This window comes from Ruegeria sp. YTSB088 (genome assembly GCF_059609825.1).
The window spans coordinates 194,364-214,793 of sequence record NZ_JBXWMM010000006.1 but is presented as its reverse complement, the minus strand read 5'-3'; the positions used below and the strand labels follow the sequence as shown (position 1 = coordinate 214,793).

18 protein-coding genes are annotated in these 20,430 nt (G+C 58.3%); 12 read left to right on the top strand and 6 right to left on the bottom strand.

What is annotated here, in order from left to right; translation table 11 throughout:
* Positions 1–23: 23 nt before the first annotated feature.
* The 6 genes from AC2FFA_RS11850 to ileS all read left to right on the top strand — a co-directional run bounded on the left by AC2FFA_RS11850 (position 24) and on the right by ileS (position 8,467).
* The gene (locus AC2FFA_RS11850) at positions 24–734 is read left to right on the top strand and encodes a VIT1/CCC1 transporter family protein (protein ID WP_117872825.1); all 711 of its coding nucleotides are present in this window, start codon (positions 24–26) and stop codon (positions 732–734) included.
* Positions 735–809: 75 nt separating this feature from the next.
* Complete coding sequence (locus AC2FFA_RS11845) at positions 810–1,556, top strand: NAD(P)H-binding protein (RefSeq protein WP_496851793.1); 747 nt, start codon at positions 810–812, stop codon at positions 1,554–1,556.
* Positions 1,535–2,125 carry a DoxX-like family protein gene (locus AC2FFA_RS11840; RefSeq protein ID WP_496851792.1) on the top strand — a complete coding sequence of 197 codons (591 nt, stop codon included), beginning with the start codon at positions 1,535–1,537 and terminating at the stop codon, positions 2,123–2,125. Before AC2FFA_RS11845 ends, AC2FFA_RS11840 begins: the two co-directional genes overlap by 22 nt.
* The gene (locus AC2FFA_RS11835; RefSeq protein WP_496851791.1) at positions 2,122–2,604 is read left to right on the top strand and encodes a DUF2269 family protein; all 483 of its coding nucleotides are present in this window, start codon (positions 2,122–2,124) and stop codon (positions 2,602–2,604) included. The genes AC2FFA_RS11840 and AC2FFA_RS11835 overlap by 4 nt, the downstream gene beginning before the upstream one ends.
* A gap of 77 nt (positions 2,605–2,681) precedes the next feature.
* Positions 2,682–5,390 (top strand): DUF2339 domain-containing protein, encoded by a 2,709-nt coding sequence (locus AC2FFA_RS11830; RefSeq protein ID WP_496851790.1) that lies wholly within the window; start codon positions 2,682–2,684, stop codon positions 5,388–5,390.
* Between the two features lie 164 nt (positions 5,391–5,554).
* The gene (gene ileS / locus AC2FFA_RS11825) at positions 5,555–8,467 is read left to right on the top strand and encodes an isoleucine--tRNA ligase (protein ID WP_496851789.1); all 2,913 of its coding nucleotides are present in this window, start codon (positions 5,555–5,557) and stop codon (positions 8,465–8,467) included.
* A 41-nt stretch (positions 8,468–8,508) separates the two neighbouring features.
* Here the strand turns inward: ileS and AC2FFA_RS11820 are convergent, their stop codons facing one another.
* The gene (locus AC2FFA_RS11820; protein ID WP_299898542.1) at positions 8,509–10,467 is read right to left on the bottom strand and encodes a lipase family protein; all 1,959 of its coding nucleotides are present in this window, start codon (positions 10,465–10,467) and stop codon (positions 8,509–8,511) included.
* Between the two features lie 133 nt (positions 10,468–10,600).
* Between AC2FFA_RS11820 and AC2FFA_RS11815 the strand changes: the two genes are divergently transcribed.
* Complete coding sequence (locus tag AC2FFA_RS11815; RefSeq protein ID WP_117869752.1) at positions 10,601–11,056, top strand: methylated-DNA--[protein]-cysteine S-methyltransferase; 456 nt, start codon at positions 10,601–10,603, stop codon at positions 11,054–11,056.
* 76 nt (positions 11,057–11,132) lie between these two features.
* Positions 11,133–11,600 carry a hypothetical protein gene (locus AC2FFA_RS11810; protein WP_299898545.1) on the top strand — a complete coding sequence of 156 codons (468 nt, stop codon included), beginning with the start codon at positions 11,133–11,135 and terminating at the stop codon, positions 11,598–11,600.
* A gap of 21 nt (positions 11,601–11,621) precedes the next feature.
* Here the strand turns inward: AC2FFA_RS11810 and AC2FFA_RS11805 are convergent, their stop codons facing one another.
* The 4 genes from AC2FFA_RS11805 to fsa all read right to left on the bottom strand — a co-directional run bounded on the left by AC2FFA_RS11805 (position 11,622) and on the right by fsa (position 14,862).
* The gene (locus AC2FFA_RS11805) at positions 11,622–12,317 is read right to left on the bottom strand and encodes a CDP-alcohol phosphatidyltransferase family protein (protein WP_117869750.1); all 696 of its coding nucleotides are present in this window, start codon (positions 12,315–12,317) and stop codon (positions 11,622–11,624) included.
* Positions 12,318–12,385: 68 nt separating this feature from the next.
* Positions 12,386–13,306, bottom strand: a complete 921-nt coding sequence (locus AC2FFA_RS11800; protein ID WP_496851788.1) for a tyrosine recombinase XerC — start codon at positions 13,304–13,306, stop codon at positions 12,386–12,388.
* On the bottom strand, positions 13,303–14,010 hold the full coding sequence (locus AC2FFA_RS11795) for a DUF484 family protein (protein WP_117869748.1): 708 nt from the start codon (positions 14,008–14,010) through the stop codon (positions 13,303–13,305). Before AC2FFA_RS11795 ends, AC2FFA_RS11800 begins: the two co-directional genes overlap by 4 nt.
* Positions 14,011–14,208: 198 nt before the next feature.
* Positions 14,209–14,862 (bottom strand): fructose-6-phosphate aldolase, encoded by a 654-nt coding sequence (gene fsa / locus AC2FFA_RS11790; protein WP_117869747.1) that lies wholly within the window; start codon positions 14,860–14,862, stop codon positions 14,209–14,211.
* 88 nt (positions 14,863–14,950) lie between these two features.
* Here fsa and AC2FFA_RS11785 point away from each other — a divergent pair, with 88 nt between their 5' ends.
* From AC2FFA_RS11785 to AC2FFA_RS11770, 4 genes are all read left to right on the top strand, one after another.
* On the top strand, positions 14,951–17,146 hold the full coding sequence (locus AC2FFA_RS11785; RefSeq protein WP_496851787.1) for a primosomal protein N': 2,196 nt from the start codon (positions 14,951–14,953) through the stop codon (positions 17,144–17,146).
* Positions 17,147–17,225: 79 nt separating this feature from the next.
* Positions 17,226–18,458, top strand: a complete 1,233-nt coding sequence (locus tag AC2FFA_RS11780; protein ID WP_299638314.1) for an MFS transporter — start codon at positions 17,226–17,228, stop codon at positions 18,456–18,458.
* A 69-nt stretch (positions 18,459–18,527) separates the two neighbouring features.
* Positions 18,528–19,406, top strand: a complete 879-nt coding sequence (locus tag AC2FFA_RS11775) for a 50S ribosomal protein L11 methyltransferase (RefSeq protein ID WP_496717748.1) — start codon at positions 18,528–18,530, stop codon at positions 19,404–19,406.
* Between the two features lie 101 nt (positions 19,407–19,507).
* Positions 19,508–19,852 carry a hypothetical protein gene (locus tag AC2FFA_RS11770; protein WP_117869743.1) on the top strand — a complete coding sequence of 115 codons (345 nt, stop codon included), beginning with the start codon at positions 19,508–19,510 and terminating at the stop codon, positions 19,850–19,852.
* 102 nt (positions 19,853–19,954) lie between these two features.
* On the opposite strand, the gene AC2FFA_RS11765 is transcribed toward AC2FFA_RS11770, so the two are convergent.
* The gene (locus tag AC2FFA_RS11765) at positions 19,955–20,170 is read right to left on the bottom strand and encodes a DUF1127 domain-containing protein (protein ID WP_117869742.1); all 216 of its coding nucleotides are present in this window, start codon (positions 20,168–20,170) and stop codon (positions 19,955–19,957) included.
* Between the last annotated feature and the right edge of the window lie 260 nt (positions 20,171–20,430).

The following is a 20,430-nucleotide window of genomic DNA, read 5'->3' as shown; positions in this document are numbered from 1 at the left end:
TGAATGTGTCGAAGGAGCCAGCCATGACGGATCACGGTCACAGCCCGCAGGAAATCGCCGAACGGATCAACGCACCGCCCGGCCGAGGCGTGTTGCGCGACGTCGTCTATGGCGGCATCGACGGATCCGTCACCACGTTTGCCATTGTGGCAGGCGTTGCCGGGGCAGGTCTTTCCCCGTTCGTTATCGTGGCGCTTGGCCTGGCGAATGTTCTGGCTGACGGGTTTTCGATGGCTGCGGGCAATTATTCGGGCACCAAGGCCGAACTGGACAACATTCGCCGCATCCGCGCGGTCGAGGAACGCCACATCGCGTTGTACCCGGATGGCGAGCGCGAAGAAGTGCGTGAGATCCTTGCGCAAAAAGGGCTGACTGGCGACATTCTGAATGAGGCTACGGCAGAGATCACCTCGAGCACTGAAAACTGGATCAACCTGATGATCGAAGGTGAATATGGTCTGGGCAGTGTCGACCCGCATCCGATGAAGGCGGCGCTGGCCACCTTCTTTGCCTTTCTGGTGGCGGGGATGATCCCGCTGCTGCCGTTTCTCGCCTCGGTGCAGAATGCGTTTGCGATGTCTGCCTGGATGACCATGGGGGTCTTCTTTGCGATCGGTGCGCTCAAAAGCCGGTGGTCACTGGCCCCCTGGTGGCGGTCGGGGCTCGAGACGCTATTGATTGGCGGGCTGGCCGCGCTGATCGCGTATCTCGTCGGGTCCCTGTTCCATCCGTAATGTCGCAGTCCGGCGGTCATAACTGTTCAATTGCACCCGGTTGGGTAGAGTGATCGAAAACGGGCGCATGGGCCAATGTCACGACACGATCTTTCTGGAAAACAGGTTTTGGTTCTGGGCGCATATGGGTTCATTGGTGCTGCGGTTACACGAGCTTTACAGGCCGAAAGCGCAACAGTTCAGGGTATGGTGCGCGATCTTGAGCAAGGGTCAAAAATCCTGCCGGGTGTTTCTCTGAAACAGGGTGACCTGCGTGAGTTGCTTGTCGCGCAGGACTGGCAGGACCTGCTGACTGATGTGGATGTCGTGGTAAACTGCGCCGGCGCGTTGCAGGACAATGCAGACGATGACCTCGAAGCGGTGCACCACACTGCGATAGCAGCCTTGGCTGACGGCTGCATGGATCATGGTGCAAGTGTCGTCCAGATTTCTGCCATTGGTGCAGGAGCTGCGGCGAGTACGCATTTCCTGCGCAGCAAGGCGGCTGGAGATGCGGCGCTGCGCGCGTCAGGTGTGCCGCTCTGGATACTTAAGCCCGGTCTGGTCCTTGGACAGACGGACTATGGCGGTACCGCGTTGCTGCGTATGTTGGCTGCGGTGCCCTGGGTTCAGCCTCTGGCTTACCCTGACACGCCTGTTCAATGCGTGGGAATGCAGGATTTATGCAAGGCAGTGACCGACGCCGTTGCAGGTCACTTGCCGCAAGGCACATACGACCTTGTCGAAGATACCCCTCACAGCCTGGCTGAGGTGGTGCGCAGCACCCGGAGATGGCTTGGGTTTCCGGAACGCGCTTCGCTGTGGCCTTACCTCCTATCCTGACAAAAGCCGTTGCAGAGCTGGCAGATGGGTTGGCCCGGGTTGGCTGGAAATCCCCGTTGCGAAGCACGGCGTTGACAGTCATGGCAGATGGCGTGACCGGAGATCCCGAGCCCTATAGGGCGGCATCTGGGCTCGGGGTCGCTTCACTGACAGACATCTACGCCACGCTTCCGTGTGCCCGTGAACACAGGCTGACTGCGCAGATGACGTTGTTGATGCCGCTGGTCGTAGCGACACTCAGCCTGTTCTGGCTACTGTCAGGGCTATTTGGATTGGTCAGCTTGTCCACTGCCTCGGACGTTCTGATCGGAGCAGGGTGGTCAGCACCTATGGCTTTGGCCAGTGTTGTGTTCTGGTCATTGGGTGACATAGTTCTGGGTCTGGCCATTCTCTGGCGCCCGTGGGCTGCGCGGGCCTGTCAGGCTCAGATTGCTGTGGCCATGTTCTATCTGATAGCCGCCTCGATCACAGCGCCGGACCTGTGGTCTGAGCCGTTGGGGCCCTTGGTGAAAATCCTGCCTGCAATGATCCTGTCGCTTGTCGCACTGCCCATGTTGGATCGCAGATGACGGACCCTGACCTTGTACTGCGTTGGCTGCATGTCATTGGTGCCTGCGTGCTGTTGGGCACGGGCGCGGGGATCGCCTTTTTCATGCTGATGGCCCATCGCAACGGCGATCCTCGCATCATTGCGCATACGGCAGGTATCGTTGTTCTGGCCGATCTTTTGTTCACCTCGACCGCTGTGATCGTTCAGCCCGTAACCGGCGCATTGCTTGCGTGGCGTATCGGGTGGCCCTTGAGCGAAGGGTGGATTGTGCTGTCTCTGGTGCTCTATGTTTTGACCGGCTTGTTCTGGCTGCCAGTCGTCTGGGTGCAAATCCGGTTGCGAAACTTTGCACGATGGGCGGAAGAGAAGGGAACGCAACTGCCGCGGGACTATTACCGTTTGTTCCGGTTCTGGTTTGTCTGCGGAATTCCGGCGTTTCTGGCGGTTCTTACGATACTCTGGCTGATGATCGCGCGTCCGGAGATTCCCGTGTTTTAAGTCGGGTCACAGCTTTCCTGACTGTCACTTGCCGGCGGCTCAAGATAGCTTGACCTCCAAAAGGATCGGAGACTCAGTTGGAATCGCTGCTTGTTCTTGTTGGCCTGATTGTTCTGGCCATCCCTGTGACATTGATTGCACTTTTGGTCGGACAGTCCCGGTTGCGGCGCCGGGTGGAGCAGCTAGAAGCGCAAATCGACGCCTTGGCTTCAGGCGATGCGACGGTCCTGCCGCAACCGGAACAGGAAACGCATGCACCGCAACCTGCTGCAGAAGAGAAGCAGAGCAGGCCGGCACCCTGGTCGGCTCCAAAACGGCAGGAAGACAACAGTGCCGAGGCTCAGGATGCAGACGTTTCTTCACCGGCCATAGTGTTTCGCCACGACAAGTTTGCGGCTCTGGGCGCGTGGCTGCGCGAGAACTGGTTTTATGTGGTTTCGGCCCTGTCTCTGGCATTGGCTGGCATTTTCCTTGTGCAATACGGCGTCGAAAACGGTTTGCTGCCTCCGGCGGCCCGTGTTTTTGCAGCCCTTGGTTTCGGCGCTGTTCTGATCCTTGCAGGCGAGGTGTTGCGTCGGAAGTTCGGGGATGATGAGGAGGCGGCCACTGCCTATTTACCCTCGGTCTTTTCCGGTGCCGGGCTGGTCACTTTTTTCGGGGCGATCCTGTCTGCCCGCCAGTTGTATAACCTGATCGGTGCCGAAACGGCACTGACAGGAATGGTCGTTGTCGCGATGGTGGGCCTTGTTCTGGGGTGGTTCCACGGTCCACTGCTGGCTGCGGTCAGTCTGATCGGAGCCTTTGCCGCTCCTTTCCTGGTCGGAGGCGCGTCCGACAATCCCTCTTGGCTGTATGCATATTTCCTTTTGGTTGCCGTTTTGGGGCTGGGTATCGATACGGTGCGGCGCTGGGCATGGATTTCGGTGCTGGCGCTGTTCGGGGCATATGCGGCGAACCTGCTCCTGGCGACCAGTGCCCCGAATACAGAACCTGGTTACTTGATCGCCGCAACGGTGCTGGCGCTTTTCGCAACCGCCATTCCGGTGCGGCGCATTTGGCCGGATCATGCGGGCCCCATGCTGTCGGAGATGATCCGCCATCCCAAGGTTCGCCCTTGGCCCGAATTCCCAACCCGTCTGGCTGTAGGAGCCATTGCGGCAAGTACGGTGATCCTGTCCTGGCATTGGGCGGACACAGAGGCTGAATTCTGGATAGGCGTCAGCCTGTTGTCCGCCCTCATTCTGGCATTGCTCTTATGGACCAAGGATGCACCGGCGTTGCAAGACCTGACTGTTCTGCCTGCTGCCGGATTGGTGTTTTTTGTTGCCTCCCATGGGCTTGAGAACGGCGCGGCTCTGTACAGGTTCGCCGAGGCTTACGCAGAAACGCCCGAGGCGGACTATCCGATGGTGGTCACTGTGCTGGTCGCCTTGGGAGCGTTGATGTCAGCCCTGATGGCATGGCGGTCATTTTCGGCGAGCCAGTATCGCGCCGTCTGGGCCGGAGGAGCCGCGCTTTTTGCCCCTTTGTTGGCCATCGCGCTGGAAATTGGCTGGCATCCGGCTTTGGTGATCGGAGCCTACCCCTGGGCGCTCCATGCGATCGCACTGGCTGTGCTGATGGTGGTTCTGGCAGAACGTTTTGCCCGTGTTGACGGCGATGACCGGATGCGAGCGGCTCTGGCCACTCTGTCCGCGTTGTCGTGTCTGGTATTCGCCTGCGTCATCGTGCTCAGTTCATCGGCGCTCACGGTTGCTCTGGTGGCCAGCGTTATGGTTGCAGCAGCGTTGGACCGCAGGTTCATCTTGCCGCCGATGAGCTGGTTTATCTGGGCGGGTGTCTTTACTGTTACCGTTCGTTTGGTGCTTGATCCGGGTCTGGATTGGGCCAATTCCGCTCCGGTGCTTGAAATGGCGATGGTCTACGGCGCGGCCACATTGGGATTTGTCGCGGGCTGGTGGCTTTTGCGTCCGTTGAAACGCCCCCTGGCGGCGCTGCTGTTGGAAAGCGCGGCCTGGGCGACAGCGGGTATCCTGCTTTCATTGTTGCTGCTGCGTTGGCTCGAAGGCTTTGGAGAGGGCGGCGCTGACAACAGCCATTGGGGCCTAGGTCTGTTGGCCGTCATCTGGCTTTTGCTTGCGTTTGCGCAGGTGCAAAGGTTCGGGCTGGGTGGCAAACTGAACTACCTTCGATACCTGCTGGCTCTGTTCTTTGCAGCTCATGGTCTTTTCTATCTGATGTTGGCATTGGCGGACCAGAACCCATTGCTGAATCCGAACGCAGACCCGGTGCTTGGGCCGCCACTTCTGAATTCACTCGCCATTGCCTATTTGTTGCCTGCGTTGGTTGTTTGGGGTTCTGCTTGGCGAATCAGGGAAATGCCGAAACTGATCATGCAAGGAAGCTATGCCGCCGCGGGGGTGTTGGCCGCAGTTTGGTTGGGCTTGGCGATCCGCCACGTCTGGCAGGGCGCAGAGGGTATGTATGAAGGCAATGGCGTCACGCAGCCCGAGCTCTACACCTATACCATCGTTCTTCTGATGATCGGGGCCGCTCTATTCTATCAATCTCTGGCCAGCAGGTCCGACGTAATGCGCAAAGCCGGTTTGGCCGTGATCGGGCTGGCCGTGGCCAAGGTCTTCCTGATTGACATCGCCGGTCTGGGTGGCCTGATCCGGGTGTTCTCGCTGCTGGCGCTGGGTCTTGCTCTGGCTGGTCTTGCGTGGCTGAACCGGTGGGCGAAACTGCGCCATTCGCTGCAACGGGCGGAACCTCTGGACCATTAGGTGCAGGCGTCATATAAGCGCGGCCATGCATGACCGGATAGCCATCATTATTCGAATTATATCCCCGGCGCTCTGATTTCGCGAGACGCCGGGCAAAGGTGCTTGAGAATTCGCACTGACCGCTTCGATCCAAACACGACAAGATTATCCTGAGGACGCCCCCAATGTGCGCCGACACTACCCAAACACCAGACTACAAAGACACGCTGAACCTGCCCAAAACCGACTTCCCCATGCGTGCAGGCTTGCCCAAGCGCGAGCCCGCATGGCTGGAACGGTGGGAGACCATCGGCGTCTATGACCGCCTGCGCGAGAAAGAAGGCCGCACGCCCTTTACCCTGCATGATGGCCCCCCTTACGCCAATGGTCACCTGCACATCGGGCACGCACTGAACAAGACGATTAAGGACATGATCGTGCGCTCTCATCAGATGATGGGTCATGACGCGCGCTATGTTCCTGGCTGGGACTGCCACGGCCTGCCGATCGAATGGAAGATCGAGGAACAATACCGCAAGAAGGGCAAGAACAAGGATGAGGTGAACATCGTCGACTTCCGTCAGGAATGCCGCAAATTCGCCGAGGGCTGGATCGACATCCAGCGCGAAGAGTTCAAGCGTCTGGGCATCACTGGCAACTGGCCCGATCCTTATATCACCATGGACTATCACGCCGAAGCCGTGATCGCAGACGAATTCATGAAGTTCCTGATGAACGGCACGCTGTATCAGGGATCGAAGCCTGTCATGTGGTCGCCCATCGAAAAGACTGCGCTGGCCGAGGCCGAGGTCGAGTATCACGACAAGGAAAGCTTTACCATCTGGGTGAAGTTCAAGGTCGTCAACGCTGGCGATCTGGATGATGCGTATGTGGTGATCTGGACGACGACGCCTTGGACCGTGCCGTCGAACAAGGCCGTCGTCTATGGCAAAGACATCTCCTACGGTCTGTACGAAGTTATCGACACGCCCGAGGAATGTTGGGCAAAAGTGGGCGACAGGTTCCTGTTGGCCGACAACTTGGCCGCCGATGTATTGGGCCGTGCCCGTCTAAACGACGATCAGTGGACCCGTGTGCGCGACGTGACCGCTGACGAATTGGAGAGCGTTCAGTTGCTTCACCCGTTGGCCGGGGCCGAAGGCGGCAACGGCGAATGGGACGACATCCGCGATTTCCGCGCCGCTGACTTCGTGACCGATACCGAAGGCACCGGTTTCGTCCACTGTGCGCCGTCGCACGGGATGGAGGAATTCGAGCTTTACCGCGATCTGGGCATGCTGGAGCAGGTCATCACTTACAACGTGATGGATGACGGCTCGTTCCGTGCCGATCTGCCGTTCTTTGGCGGCAAATACATCCTGTCCCGCAAGGGCGGAGAAGGCGACGCCAACAAAGCGGTCATCGACAAGCTGGCCGAGGTTGGCGGGCTGCTGGCGCGTGGCAAGATCAAGCACAGCTATCCGCATTCGTGGCGTTCGAAAGCTCCGATCATCTATCGCAACACGCCGCAGTGGTTTGCATCCGTTGACCGCAAACTGGACGACGGCATGGGAGAGATGGGCGACACTATCCGCGAACGCGCTTTGCGTTCGATCGACGAGTTGGTGAAATGGACGCCGCAGACAGGCCGTAACCGCCTGTACTCGATGATCGAAGCGCGCCCGGACTGGGTTCTGTCGCGCCAGCGTGCATGGGGTGTACCGCTGACCTGTTTCACCAAGAAAGGTGCTCTGCCCACCGATGCGGATTACCTGCTGCGCAATGAAGAACTGAACGCCCGCATCAAGGCGGCGTTCGAAAAGGACGGCGCAGACGTCTGGTATACCGAAGGCTTCAAGGAAAAGATCCTCGACGGCATCGTCAATCCTGACGACTACGATCAGGTCTTTGACGTGCTGGATGTGTGGTTCGACTCGGGTTCGACCCACGCGTTCGTTCTGCGTGATCGCGAGGACGGAACCGAGGATGGCATTGCCGATGTCTACATGGAGGGCACCGACCAGCACCGCGGCTGGTTCCATTCGTCCATGCTGCAAGCCTGCGGCACCAAGGGCCGCGCACCGTACCGGAACGTGGTGACTCACGGTTTCACGCTGGATGCCAAGGGCAACAAGATGTCCAAATCGCTGGGCAACACCATCGTGCCGGAAGAGGTCATCAAGCAATATGGCGCCGATATCCTGCGCCTGTGGGTGGCACAGACCGATTATACCGCCGACCAGCGGATCGGGCCGGAAATCCTGAAAGGCACCGCCGACAGCTATCGCCGACTGCGCAATACCATGCGGTTCATGCTGGGATCATTGGCCGATTTCACCGAGGCAGATCGGGTTGATCCCGCAGACATGCCGCGCCTGGAGCGCTGGGTTCTCAGCCGTCTGGCGGATTTGGATGAGCAGGTGCGCAAGGGCTATGCGTCCTTCGATTTCCAGGGCGTGTTCAGCGCAGTGTTCACTTTCGCGACCGTAGACTTGTCTTCGTTCTACTTCGACGTCCGCAAGGATGCGCTTTATTGCGATGGTGACAACCTGCGGCGTCGTTCTGCCCGCACCGTGCTGGACATTCTGTTCCATCGCCTGACCACATGGCTGGCCCCCGTTCTGGTCTTCACCATGGAAGAGGTCTGGCTGGAGCGGTTCCCGGGCGACGACAGTTCGGTCCATCTGGTGGACTTCCCGGATACACCCGCCGATTGGCGCGACGCTGAGCTTGAGGCCAACATGGCCAAGGTTCGTCGTGTGCGTCGGGCCGTAACCGCCGCGCTGGAAATCCAGCGTCAGGACAAGGTGATCGGTTCCAGCCTCGAAGCGGCACCGATTGTGCATGTCGAGGATGGTGACACCCGCGATCTGCTGGCCACGTTCGACGTGGACGACATGTGCATCACCTCGGGTCTGACGGTGACCGGCGATCCTGCCCCGGCCGAGGCGTTCCGTGTGCCGGAAATCGAAGGCGTTGCCGTCGTATTCGAAAAAGCAGAAGGCGAGAAATGTCAGCGCTGCTGGAAAATCCTGCCTGATGTGGGCCGTCACACCCACGCGGGTGTTTGCGGGCGCTGTGACGAAGCGCTTGGATAAGTCAAATCGCCCCCTCGGGTTCACTCGGGGGGCTTTCCTGCCTATGTCTGCACTGCCTGCGGGACAGGATTGAACAGGTCAAAGCCAATGGCAGGGTCCGTCAGCGCATTCCAAACCTGGTAATCTGTGAAGTAACCGGTATGCCCTCCGGGATCGACCGGGATGTTCCGGTTCGCAAAAATCAGCCCACCCTCGATTTCCGTTCCAACAAAATCGTCCTGCCGGAAGATGTTGAACCACGCGGCGTTCAGATGACTGGCCGCAAGGGTGAACATTTCGGGAAAATAGCGCTGATAGATATGCGTGACCGGGGAACCCATTGTAACGAGAGTCAGAGGTCGGCCGCCAATACGCTTTTGGACACGTGGGTCGGTAAGCATCTGTGTGGCAATCACGGTGCCCTGTGAATGGGATATCACCGTAACGTGATCTGCTGGAAAGATATCGAGAACATAGTACAACGTGCGATAGAAACGTTCGTCTATCGCCTTGCGATCCGGGTAGTTGCGTTGCCGCGTTTCCAGGTCTTTTCCCAGATAGCACTTGTCGCGAATGGCGTAGGTAACGATATCTCGTGCCACGCCCAATCCGGCGGAAACAAAATCAGAGAATCGATACATCAACGCAGTTGCACCAAGCACGATCAGGCCGATCTCGCCTTGCGAACAAGCCAACCTGTCCAGAGCCCAACTGATCAGGTTGGTATCCATTATGCCAACGTTGCATGCGGCTTCAAAATTTTGGTTAGCCGCGATCTCGCGGATCGTAACCAGAACCAGCACGATTGTGCCAAACAAAAAGACCCACTGCGCCAGCCGATTCACAATCGCTCGGCTGATCAGGCCATTGCGGGTGTGAAGGTTGGCTTTGTACGTCTTCCGGCCCGCAAAAAGCCCGACCCCAACGAAGCCCAGAAGGACGATGGCCACGAAAGCCACGCTGAGTGTTTCGATGGACTCGTTCAAATTGCTTTCAAAAAGACGTTGCAGTTGACCTCCGGACAACCACGAAACGGTCTCCAGCAATTGCTCAATGGTCAACCAAAGACCGGAAATGAAAAACATCCAGAAAACAAGCATGCCTGCGCATATGCTGGGGTAAAGCCGCCTGTGCTCTGTTAGCGTATCATTGATCTGAAGCTTTGCCAGAGACAGCGCGTAAAGAATGATCGTCAGGAAGATAAGTACAGCCCAGAAGAGGGACAGCAGAAAAACCTGAAAAGCCACGAATTGCTCCAGAGCCGGTGGGCAGCTTACCGTGTCAGAAGGAACGCAGGCCCAAAATTCCAGACCCAGCGGCCCCAAGATCAGGCAGAGAGTCAGTACTGCCCCCATTCCGAGCATTCCGCGCCAGAAGACCCGCCTGAGATAGGTCGGCGCTGCCCGGCTTTGCCCCAGCCCAACAACGGTCCCACCGGCGTAAAGCCCAAACAGCAGCAAGAATAACAGGGCAGGGTTCTGGGAAAACGAGACAGGTATCCGATCGGTCATGACCGCTGCGGCACCGATCAACAAATAGACGTTCAGCGTCGCAACCGCACCGAAGAAGATCCAAGTGAAAAGGTGAACCAGTTGCGCTGCCAGTGTGTTCCGGCCATTGGGCTGGTCCGGGGCAACGCCTTTGCGGCTATGGGTCTGCTCGGCGTTGTCCATCGCCAAATAACCCAGAGCCAGAATGACCCAAATCAGATCCATTACAGTTTTGATGGCTCCTTTCGGGGCCGGAGACCGATCGGCCCAATAAACTTCTGCAAACATGGCCTTGTCCTGTGGGACAGCCGGGTCGGTCACTGTGCGCAGATTGACTTCGAACAACTCTGCATTTCTCGGGTTTCCGTCGAAGGTGGATTCGGCCAGTTCGATCATTCCGCGTTCGACTTCGATCGGGGGTCTGGGTTTTCCATCCAGCCAAGTTGTTGCGGCACCGACCACCTGATCGACGGTTTCACCGGGTTTTTGTTCACCGATTCCATGTACCGTGAGGATCAAATGACGACCCATTGCGTTCTCCAAATCTCTTTAAGTAACGACAGAAGCGTATCATGAATGGTGCCATTGCCCAAAAGTGATGCGTTGCGCGGTTTTGCACGCCCCTGCGCTTGCGCTTGGCGGTTTGATCTGAAACCGTTGATCCATGGCGATGATTTCCGTTGAAACCCGTTTCGGACGACTTGGTGTTGAAGAAACAGACGGGGCCCTTACGCGGCTTGTCTGGAACGGCAGGGACAAAGGCGAACCGACCGCGTTGCTGCGCGAAGCCGCCGCCCAGCTGGGGGCTTATGATGAAGGGCGACTTGACCGCTTCGATCTGCCATATCGCATTGACGGATCAGAGTTTCAAAAGCAGGTCTGTCACATCATGTATGCCATTCCGCTAGGAGAAACGCGCACCTATGGCGATATAGCAAAGGCATTGGGGCAGCCCGCCCAGCCGGTTGGCCAGGCATGCGGTGCAAATCCGATCCCTGTGATTATTCCTTGCCACCGGGTTCTGGCCGCCAATGGCCTAGGCGGCTTTTCGGGCGACGGTGGTATTGAGACAAAAGTTGCCCTCTTGCGACATGAGCGAGCGGCAGGCCTTTTGATCTGAGCATCGAAATTCGGTTGCAATCCGCTTTCTGCAGGCACAACTTGTAATTGGTGCAGAATTTGAAGGACCGCATTGCATGACCACTGAACAAGACCGTGCAGCCAGCAAGAAGGCCATTGTAGACCGGTTGATGTCGCTCGAAGCGCAAGAGCTTGCAACAGCGCAGGCGCATTACGACGCGTTTTTGAAAGATGCTCAATTGGACGACCGGGAAGGTCACGACAAGGATGACATTGCCGCATCGCGTGAGAACGCCGATCTGGCGGCTGCCTTTGACGCCCCGGTCCACGCGCATCATGCCAAGATTGATGTCATCGAAAATACCGATTTCAGTCTGACCGACACGGTCAAACCGGGTGCTGTGATCAAGTTCAACAATCGCAGATTTGTCGTTTGTGTCTCGACGACGCGGTTCGAGGTGGACGGTAAGACCTATATGGGCATTTCAACTCAAAGCCCGATTTATCTGGCTATGGCCGGCCTGCAAGAGGGCGACGTCTTTACCCATAACAGCACCGAATTCGAGGTGCAGGAAGTTCTGTAAAACGGCTCAGGCAGCGCTGCCTCAGACGTGGCGCTGCGGAATGATCTGTTGGGCGATGCCTGCAAAGGTCAGGTACAGGCTGGTGATTACCAGCCCCCAATGGGCCCAGCTTTCGGGGTGAAAATCGACCCAGGCGGCCCAACCCGCGAAAAACGTCCATGCCAGTGCCATCGGCAAGGTCAGGCTGCGCCAGCGCTCGGTGCGTACGGGATGGACGAACTTTAGTGGCAGGAACATGGCCAGCGACAGCAGCGTGACCAGCAGCAGGATGACCCAGAAACTCGGCTCTAGCGCGAAGATCACGATGACGAACATGTTCCAGCACCCGGGAAAGCCGGAAAAGGAATTGTCCTTGGTCTTCATGCGTGTATCCGCGAAATACATCGCACTGGCAAAGGTTATCACGATGATCGCGAACCATCCGGTCCAGCCGTCCATCAGCCCCGACTTGAACAGGGCAAAGGCCGGGATGAACACATATGTCAGGTAGTCAATGATCAGATCCAGCAGAACGCCATCGAACTCGGGCGCATTGTGCTTGACGTGATAGTGTCGTGCCAACGGACCATCGATACCGTCTACAATGAAAGACACGACCAGCCAAAGATACATAAGGCTCCATTTCTCTTCGACGGCAGCCAGCATGGCCAGCATGGCAAAAACAGCGCCTGTTGCAGTGAAGAGATGAACGGAAAGAGCTTTGAATCTGAGTGTCATGCAAGCGTCATGACCGATGCGCGTCTGAGATGCAAACCAAAAGCCCGGGTTTTCGAGTGATGTGTAAGTCAGGCTTTTGGGTGCGCGCGGTTGTAGACTTCCATCAACCGCGCAGTGTCCACTGCCGTATAGGTTTGCGTCGTCGACAAAGAAGCGTGGCCCAGCAACTCCTGAATGGCGCGCAGGTCGCCACCGGCTGAAAGCAGGTGGGTCGCAAAGCTGTGCCGCATAGCGTGGGGTGTTGCAGTAGAGGGCAATCCCAATTGCATACGGGCTTTGGCCATGACCCCCTGGATCGCACGCGGGTTCAGTGGCCCGCCACGAACGCCCCGAAACAGGGCCGCGTCATGTGTTTTTGCGTGTGGACACAGCTGCAAGTACCGGTCTACCGCGTCGCGGGCGGCAGGAAGAACCGGAACGATCCGCTCCTTGTCGCCTTTCCCGACGATGCGCAGCGTCGCAGGCAACGGCGCGTCCGCTCCGGTCAGGGATAGCGCCTCGGATATGCGCAGGCCGCAGCCATAGAGCAGCGTGACAACAGCGACATCACGAGCGGCGACCCAGTCGGATGTGGATTGCAGTTCCACAGTATCGATCATGGTTCGCGCGGCGTCTTCGGCCAGTGGACGGGGTAGTTTTTTGGTGAATTTTGGCGCGCGGGTGGACAGAACGGCTGTGGGTTCGAACCCCTCACGCTCTGCCAGCCAACGATAGAAGCTCTTGACCGCCGACAGTTTGCGCGCCAACGATCGTGCGCTTACGTCTGCGCTGCGCTGATCCGCCATCCAGGCGCGCATGTCCGATACCGTGATCCGTTCAATCGCTTTCAGCCCCTGTCGTTCAGAGTGATGCAGTGTCATGAACGACAGAAATTCGGTGACATCACCGCGATAGGCGTTTTGCGTGTTCTCGGATCTCCCGGCCAGCGCGCCCAGACTGTCCAGCCAGTGCTGCAGCGCGTCGCGGCACGCGGGTGAGATCAGGCTCACGACAGCCAGTGACGCATCGAGCGTTCGAATACGCCGGCAAAAAAGGCCAGAAGATCAGTGCCCAGCTGTGGCGTGAAATGTCGCGGGTCGCGGGCTGCCATGACGATCATGCCTGGAAGGCGGCCTGGCCCGAGGTCGAGTTTCAGGCAGGCCTCAGAGCGGAGCTGGCCAGCCTGAGACCCGAATATACGGCGGCTTGGCTGATGGATTTCCCGCAAGATCACGTCCCGTGCGGGGCCACCGCGATCAATGGTCAGATATCGGTCGATGAAACCGGGCTCCGCGATCGTCAGGACGCCACCCAGCGTGTCAATCGCAGGATCGTTCTGAACCACGGTGGTTTCCAGAACCAGCGTAACGCTATCGACGCGCAGGATGTCTGCGACGTCAGCGCCCAGCGCGCGGAGGAAACCTTCAAACTCGACCGGTTCCAGCAGGCGCAGAATGGCGCGGTGTACCTGATTGGTGCCCGCGAGGTTTTCATAAGCTGCTGCAATGACCGAGCGATGAGTGTCTTCCAGCCGATCCAGCCGGGCCTCGAGCCGTTGCATGGCAATGCCGCGCAGGTCGATCACGTTGTCGCCGCGTGCCTGCTCGTTGGCTGCAACAAGTGCCTGCATCAGGTCCTTGTCGTCCAGCACGACGTCCGGCTCGGCCAGTATCGCTGCGCGGAGGTTGTCCTCGAGTTTGGGGTTACTGCTCATATCCCGTCCGGTCTTTTTTTGTTGTCGCGGCTTATAACATGCCGGACGGGATTTGCCTTGGGAAAAATGCACGCAGGGATGGATTTCCTTGCGTGCTGTGGCGAGGGAGCTCCCGCCTGCCACGCCCGATCACAGATAAGGCATTTGGCCTGTGGGCCGGGCGCGGCGCCGTTCGGCACCGCGCGGTCGCGCCTGGGATCAGAGGATCTTCTGGCCGGTTTTGGCCCAGTCCGCCAGGAAGGTTTCCAGACCTTTGTCCGTCAACGGATGGTCGGCCAGTTTCTTGATGACGGCAGGCGGTGCAGTGATCACGTCGGCCCCGATGCGGGCGCTGTCGGTCACGTGGTTGACGGTACGGATCGATGCGGCAAGGATTTCGGTCTCGAACCCGTAGTTGTCATAGACTTGGCGGATGTCTGCGATCAGATCCATACCGTCGAGGTTGATGTCGTCCAGGCGGCCGATGAAAGGTGAGATGAAGGTTGCGCCCGCTTTGGCGGCCAGAATTGCCTGATTGGTAGAAAAACAGAGCGTCACGTTGACCATCTGGCCTTCGTCGCTGAGCGTTTTGCATGTTTTCAGGCCCGCCCATGTCAGCGGAACCTTTACGGCGATATTCGGCGCGATCTTGGCCAGCTTGCGGCCTTCGGCGATCATGTCATCAGCTTCGGTAGCGACAACCTCTGCCGATACCGGGCCGTCGACCAGTTCACAAATCTCCTTGGTTACTTCCAGAATGTCGCGACCCGATTTCAGGATCAGTGAGGGGTTGGTGGTTACGCCGTCCACCATGCCCAGATCGTTCAGTTCGGCGATGGCGTCGATTTCGGCTGTGTCTACGAAGAATTTCATGAGGGCAGTCCTTTGATGGGTTGGCCTTGGTCGCGGATGGCTTTACCTCAAAGAGACCCATGCTGGAACCCCCTGCGAAGGACATGCCGTGAGCGCTAACGGATTTTTCGACCAAGGAGAGCTGGTTGCGGTGCTGACAACGCAGCCGCTGGACCGGACGCTGGATTACAAAGCGCCCGAGGGCGGGTGCTTTCTGGGTGCGTTTGTCGAAGTTCCTTTGGGTCCGCGCAAGGTGCTGGGGGTGGTCTGGGGGCCGGGGCAGGGCGGTTTTGATCTGAGCAAGGCGCGGTCGGTGATCCGGGTTCTCGAAGTTGCACCGATGCGCGAAGAGATGCGGGTGTTTCTGGAGAGGGTTGCCGATTACACTCTGACGCCAATGCCTGCGATGCTGCGTCTTGCTACGCGGGCACCGGGCCTGGGTGATCCGCCGTCTATGCGCAAGGTCTACCGGCTGGGCAATGCTGAACCTGACCGAATGACCGATGCCCGGAACCGGGTTCTGGAGGTGTTGCGGGATTATGGCGGGCTGGCCTTTACCTTGAAGGAACTCGCCGAACAGGCGGGCGTAACGTCATCTGTTGTCAAGGGGTTGGTCAAACAAGGCGCCGTGCGCGAAGAGGACAGCCCGCGCGACCTGCCTTACCCGCATCTTGATCCGGACCTGCCCGGTAAAGACCTGACAGAGGATCAGGCGGCGGCGGTCAAGCGGCTTCAGGCCGGGCAGCAGACAGGCGATTACGGCACCACGCTGCTGAAAGGCGTTACCGGTTCCGGTAAGACCGAGGTCTATTTGGAGGCCGTGGCCGAAGCGCTGCGCATGGGGCGGCAGGCATTGGTTCTGCTTCCCGAGATTGCCCTGACCGCAGAATTTCTGACCCGGGTTGAGGCGCGATTTGGTGCGCGCCCGGCGGAATGGCACTCTGGCGCGACGATGACGGAACGGCGTCGGGTCTGGCGGATGGTCGGACAGGGGAATGCGCAACTGGTTGTGGGCGCCCGGTCGGCGCTGTTTCTGCCATTCCGCGATCTGGGTCTGGTGGTCGTCGACGAAGAACACGACACGTCCTACAAACAGGAAGACGGCGTGCATTACAGCGCCCGTGACATGGCAGTTCTGCGCTCGGCGATCTGTGGCGCCCGGGTGATTCTGGCCAGTGCGACGCCTTCGTTGGAAAGCTGGGCCAATGCCGATGCCGGCAAATACGAACGGCTCGATCTGACCTCGCGCTTCGGAGAAGCAGTTTTGCCCGAGATGAAGCCCATCGACATGCGGGCCGAACAGATGACGCCCGGAACGTGGGTTTCTCCGTCTTTGCGGCAAGCGGTGCAGCAGCGGATCGAGAGAGGCGAGCAGTCGCTTCTGTTCATAAACCGCCGTGGCTATGCGCCGGTAACGTTGTGCCGGGCCTGCGGTGAGCAGATTGCCTGTGACCATTGCGACGCACGCATGGTCGAGCATCGGTTTCTCAAGCGGCTGATGTGCCACCAATGCGGTGAAACCAAGCCGATGCCCGAAGCCTGCCCCTCCTGCGGCGTGGAAGGCAAGCTGGCCCCGGTCGGGCCGGGCATTGAGCGGTTGGCTGAAGAAGCCGAGGCGACATTCCCAGACGCCGACATCGCGATGCTGAGCTCTGATCTGTTCGGCTCGGCGCGGGCTTTGAAGGCCAAGATTGAAGAGATTGCTGCAGGGGATGCCGATATTATCATCGGCACTCAATTGGTGGCCAAAGGGCATAACTTCCCCAAACTCACTCTGGTCGGTGTGATTGACGCTGATCTGTCATTGCACGGCGCGGACCTCCGCGCGGCTGAGCGTACGTTTCAATTGATGCGGCAAGTGGCCGGGCGTGCGGGGCGTGCGGACAAGCCGGGTCAGGCGTTGTTGCAGACGTTTCAACCGGAACACCCGGTGATCCGGGCCATCCTTTCGGGTGATGAGGAAGGTTTCTGGAAAGCCGAGGCGGCAGGTCGGCAGGCGGCAGGAGTGCCGCCTTATGGTCGCATGGCCGGGATCGTGTTGTCGGGGCCCGAGGTTGGACCGGTTTTCGATATCGGCAATGCATTGGCGCGCAACGATACACCTTTGACGCAGATCGGTGGGCAGGTATTTGGCCCTGCGCCAGCACCCATCGCTCGTATACGTGGCCGCCACAGAGTGCGTCTGTTGGTGAAAGCCCCCAAGGGCGCGCCGATCCAGGATGCCATTTCCCGCTGGATCGCGCCTTTGCGCCTGAAGGGTGATATCCGTCTGACAGTCGATATCGATCCGCAGAGCTTTTACTGACATCTGCATTTGCGCAGAGTGACTGTGTGCGCATGGCTTCCCTCTCGCCAAAGCAGTGAAATGGGCGTAGAGGACCCTCATGCTGAATCCCATGCCGCTTTCCGAGGCCCAGAGCCTGCCGTTCTGGCGCCGCCCCATCACGCTCTTGTTCATGATGGCGCTGACCATGCCCATTGCGTTCAACGCATGGAGCGCGCTGCTGAACAATTTCGTCATTGAGGCGGCAAACTTTGACGGGGCTGATATCGGCCTGTTGCATACGGTGCGCGAGATTCCGGGTTTTCTGGCGGTTGGCGTGATTGCCGTCATCATTTTCATCCGCGAGCAGGTGCTGGCGATGATCTCGTTGATGATGCTTGGTGTCGCAACGGCTGTGACTGCTTGGTTCCCCAGTCTGGGCGGGTTGCTGTTTGTGACCTTGTTCAGTTCGATCGGGTTCCATTACTACGAGACTGTTAACCAGTCACTTCAGTTGCAATGGTTGCCCAAGGACCGCGCGCCGCAAATTCTGGGATGGCTGGTGGCGATGGGCTCGGCGGCGACCATGGTGGTGTATGGGCTGATCGTACTGACCTGGGATCGCTTTGATCTGTCGTACAACATTGTCTTTATGGCTGCTGGCGGTGTTACAGCTTTGCTGGCACTGTTCTGCCTGTTTGCCTATCCGCAATTCGATGCGCCCACACCACAGACCAAGAAGCTGATCCTGCGTAAACGCTACTGGCTGTATTATGCGCTGCAATTCATGGCCGGTGCGCGGCGGCAGATATTTGTCGTCTTTGCCGGGTTCATGATGGTCGAGAAGTTCGGATTTGAAGTGCATGAACTGACCAGCCTGTATCTGATCAACCTGATGATCAACATGATGGCCGCCCCATTGCTTGGAAAGGCGGTGGCAAAGTTTGGAGAGCGGCGCACGCTGATCTTTGAATATACCGGTCTGGCTATCGTGTTCGCTGCTTATGGTGGCATCTATTGGTTCGGCTGGGGGGTGCTGTTGGCGGCGACCCTGTACGTGATCGACCATGTGCTGTTTGCGCTGGCTTTGGCATTGAAAACCTATTTCCAGAAAATCGCCGACCCTGCTGACATCGCGCCGACCGCTGCAGTGGCCTTCACAATCAATCATATTGCGGCGGTGTTTTTGCCCGCTTTGCTTGGCCTGCTTTGGGTGGTGTCGCCGGGGGCCGTGTTCGGCCTGGCCACGGCTATGGCCATCGGTTCACTACTGCTGTCCCTGTTGATACCGCGTCATCCCGAGCCGGGCAACGAAACCATCCTGACCAAGTACGCCCCCGCCCCCGCGGAATAGGCCTCAGCGCTTGACCTTCACGGCGCGGCGTCCTAGGCGCGGTGTTAGTTAATCGAGACAGGAGCCCCCATGCCCACATTCACCGCACTGACCACGCTGACAGGTAAGAAAGCCGCCGAAGGTCTGGGCGAGGCGATGGAACGTCTGGAGCCGGAGCCAACGGGCGTTGGTGTGTTCGAAGTCGAAGACGACTCTGGCCTGTGGGAGGTCGGCGGATACTTCACCGAAGCCCCGGACGAGACTGCATTGGCGGTTCTGGCCGCCGCGTTCGGCGCCAAACCGTTTGTTGTTTCAGAACTGCCGGAAACCGACTGGGTTGCACATGTGCGACGCGAACTGGCGCCAGTCGAGGCGGGCCGTTTCTTTGTCTATGGCAGCCATGATGCCGATAAGCTGCCCGAAGGCCGTATTCCGCTACTGATCGAGGCCGCGATGGCCTTTGGCACCGGCCACCATGGTACGACGTTGGGCTGCCTTAAGGCTTTTGACAGGCTGCTGGACGAAGGCTTTGCAGCAACAAAAGTGGCGGATATCGGTTGCGGCACCGCCGTTCTGGCCATGGCCGCAGCCCGGGTGTTTGACGGCGACATCATTGCCAGCGACATCGATGAAGTGGCCGTGGATGTGGCCGAAGCCAATCTGAAAGCAAACGGCATGGCAGGTGCAGTGCAATGCGTTGAAGCCGCAGGGTTCGGTCATCCCGATCTCAAGGCGCACGCGCCCTACGATCTGATCTTTGCGAATATTCTCAAAGGTCCCTTGGTGGCCCTGTCGCCGGAAATCGCAGCGAATCTGCGTCCCGGCGGGTATGCAATCCTGTCGGGAATCCTTAATGAACAGGCTGATGACGTCGTATCTGTTTATTCTCAAAATGAACTCAATCTAACTCACAGGGGTGAGATTGGTGAATGGACGACGCTAATCTTAACGAAACAGGGCGCAAACTAGGCTATTTGCAGGAGTTTTGTGGAATTTTGCCACGATTTTGTCGTAATCTCTTTTTACCGTTTCCTGACTGAAGTCGAGGGGGGCGGTTTTTGGAGGCTGCCATGACGGGTAAACAACTGGAGTTCACTCAGCGCGTTAATCGCCTGAACAAGAAGCATCAAAAGATGAGCCGTGGCTATCGCGCGACGATGCGCAGGGATGGCCTGGTCGTCATGAAGCCGCAGCGGGTAAGTTCGGCAGTGCCTGCCAGGGTACTGTTGCTCACACTTCTGGGAGTTCTGGCGTTCAAAGCGTTTCTTTTGTCCAGCCTTGGCCCGACCGGATACCAATATCGGATCGATAGTTTGAACGAAGGCACATCGGTCGAGAAAGCCGGTGCGTGGGTGATGCAGATCGACCCGGTGTCGCAAGCGCTGGCGGTTCAGCTCAACAAGATTTTGTACTGATTATCAGTCTTCGGACGAAAAAACACCGCGTGCCTGGGGCATGCGGTGTTTCTGTTTGCCCTCTAGGGAAAAGAAAGGGGCGAATGAGTGTGGTGGTCGGTATTACCGGCGACCTTGGGCGATGGCGTCGATGTCGCCACGGCACAGGCCGATGTCTTCCAGTTCGCGATCGCTCAGACCAGTCAGCGCATTGCGGGTAACGCGGGCGTCATTCCATTCGACGGCGGCGTTCACGGCCGATACGAAAAATGCGCCGATACGGCCAGCAAGGCCGAATGAGCCAGTGGAGGCGAAGCGGGTTGTGTCCAGTGCAGCCATATCCTGTTTCCTTCTGGTTGGTGTTCACTTTGCAGTCTTGCGATCTGCCCGGCATTTAGTGCCGCCATATCGCCTGCACAAGTTCCGATTTTGCATGTGTCCTATGCGTTTTTTGCAACGCTTCACGAAGCTGTAATCCCCTTAAATATTTGGTTAAAATGCGTTCATAACAGTGTCGAATTCAGACATCCTCATGTCGCAAATCGCGCGTTAAGTCGCCTGTGGAACAGGTCTGTCGTTTTCAGCTCATGGGTCAATTC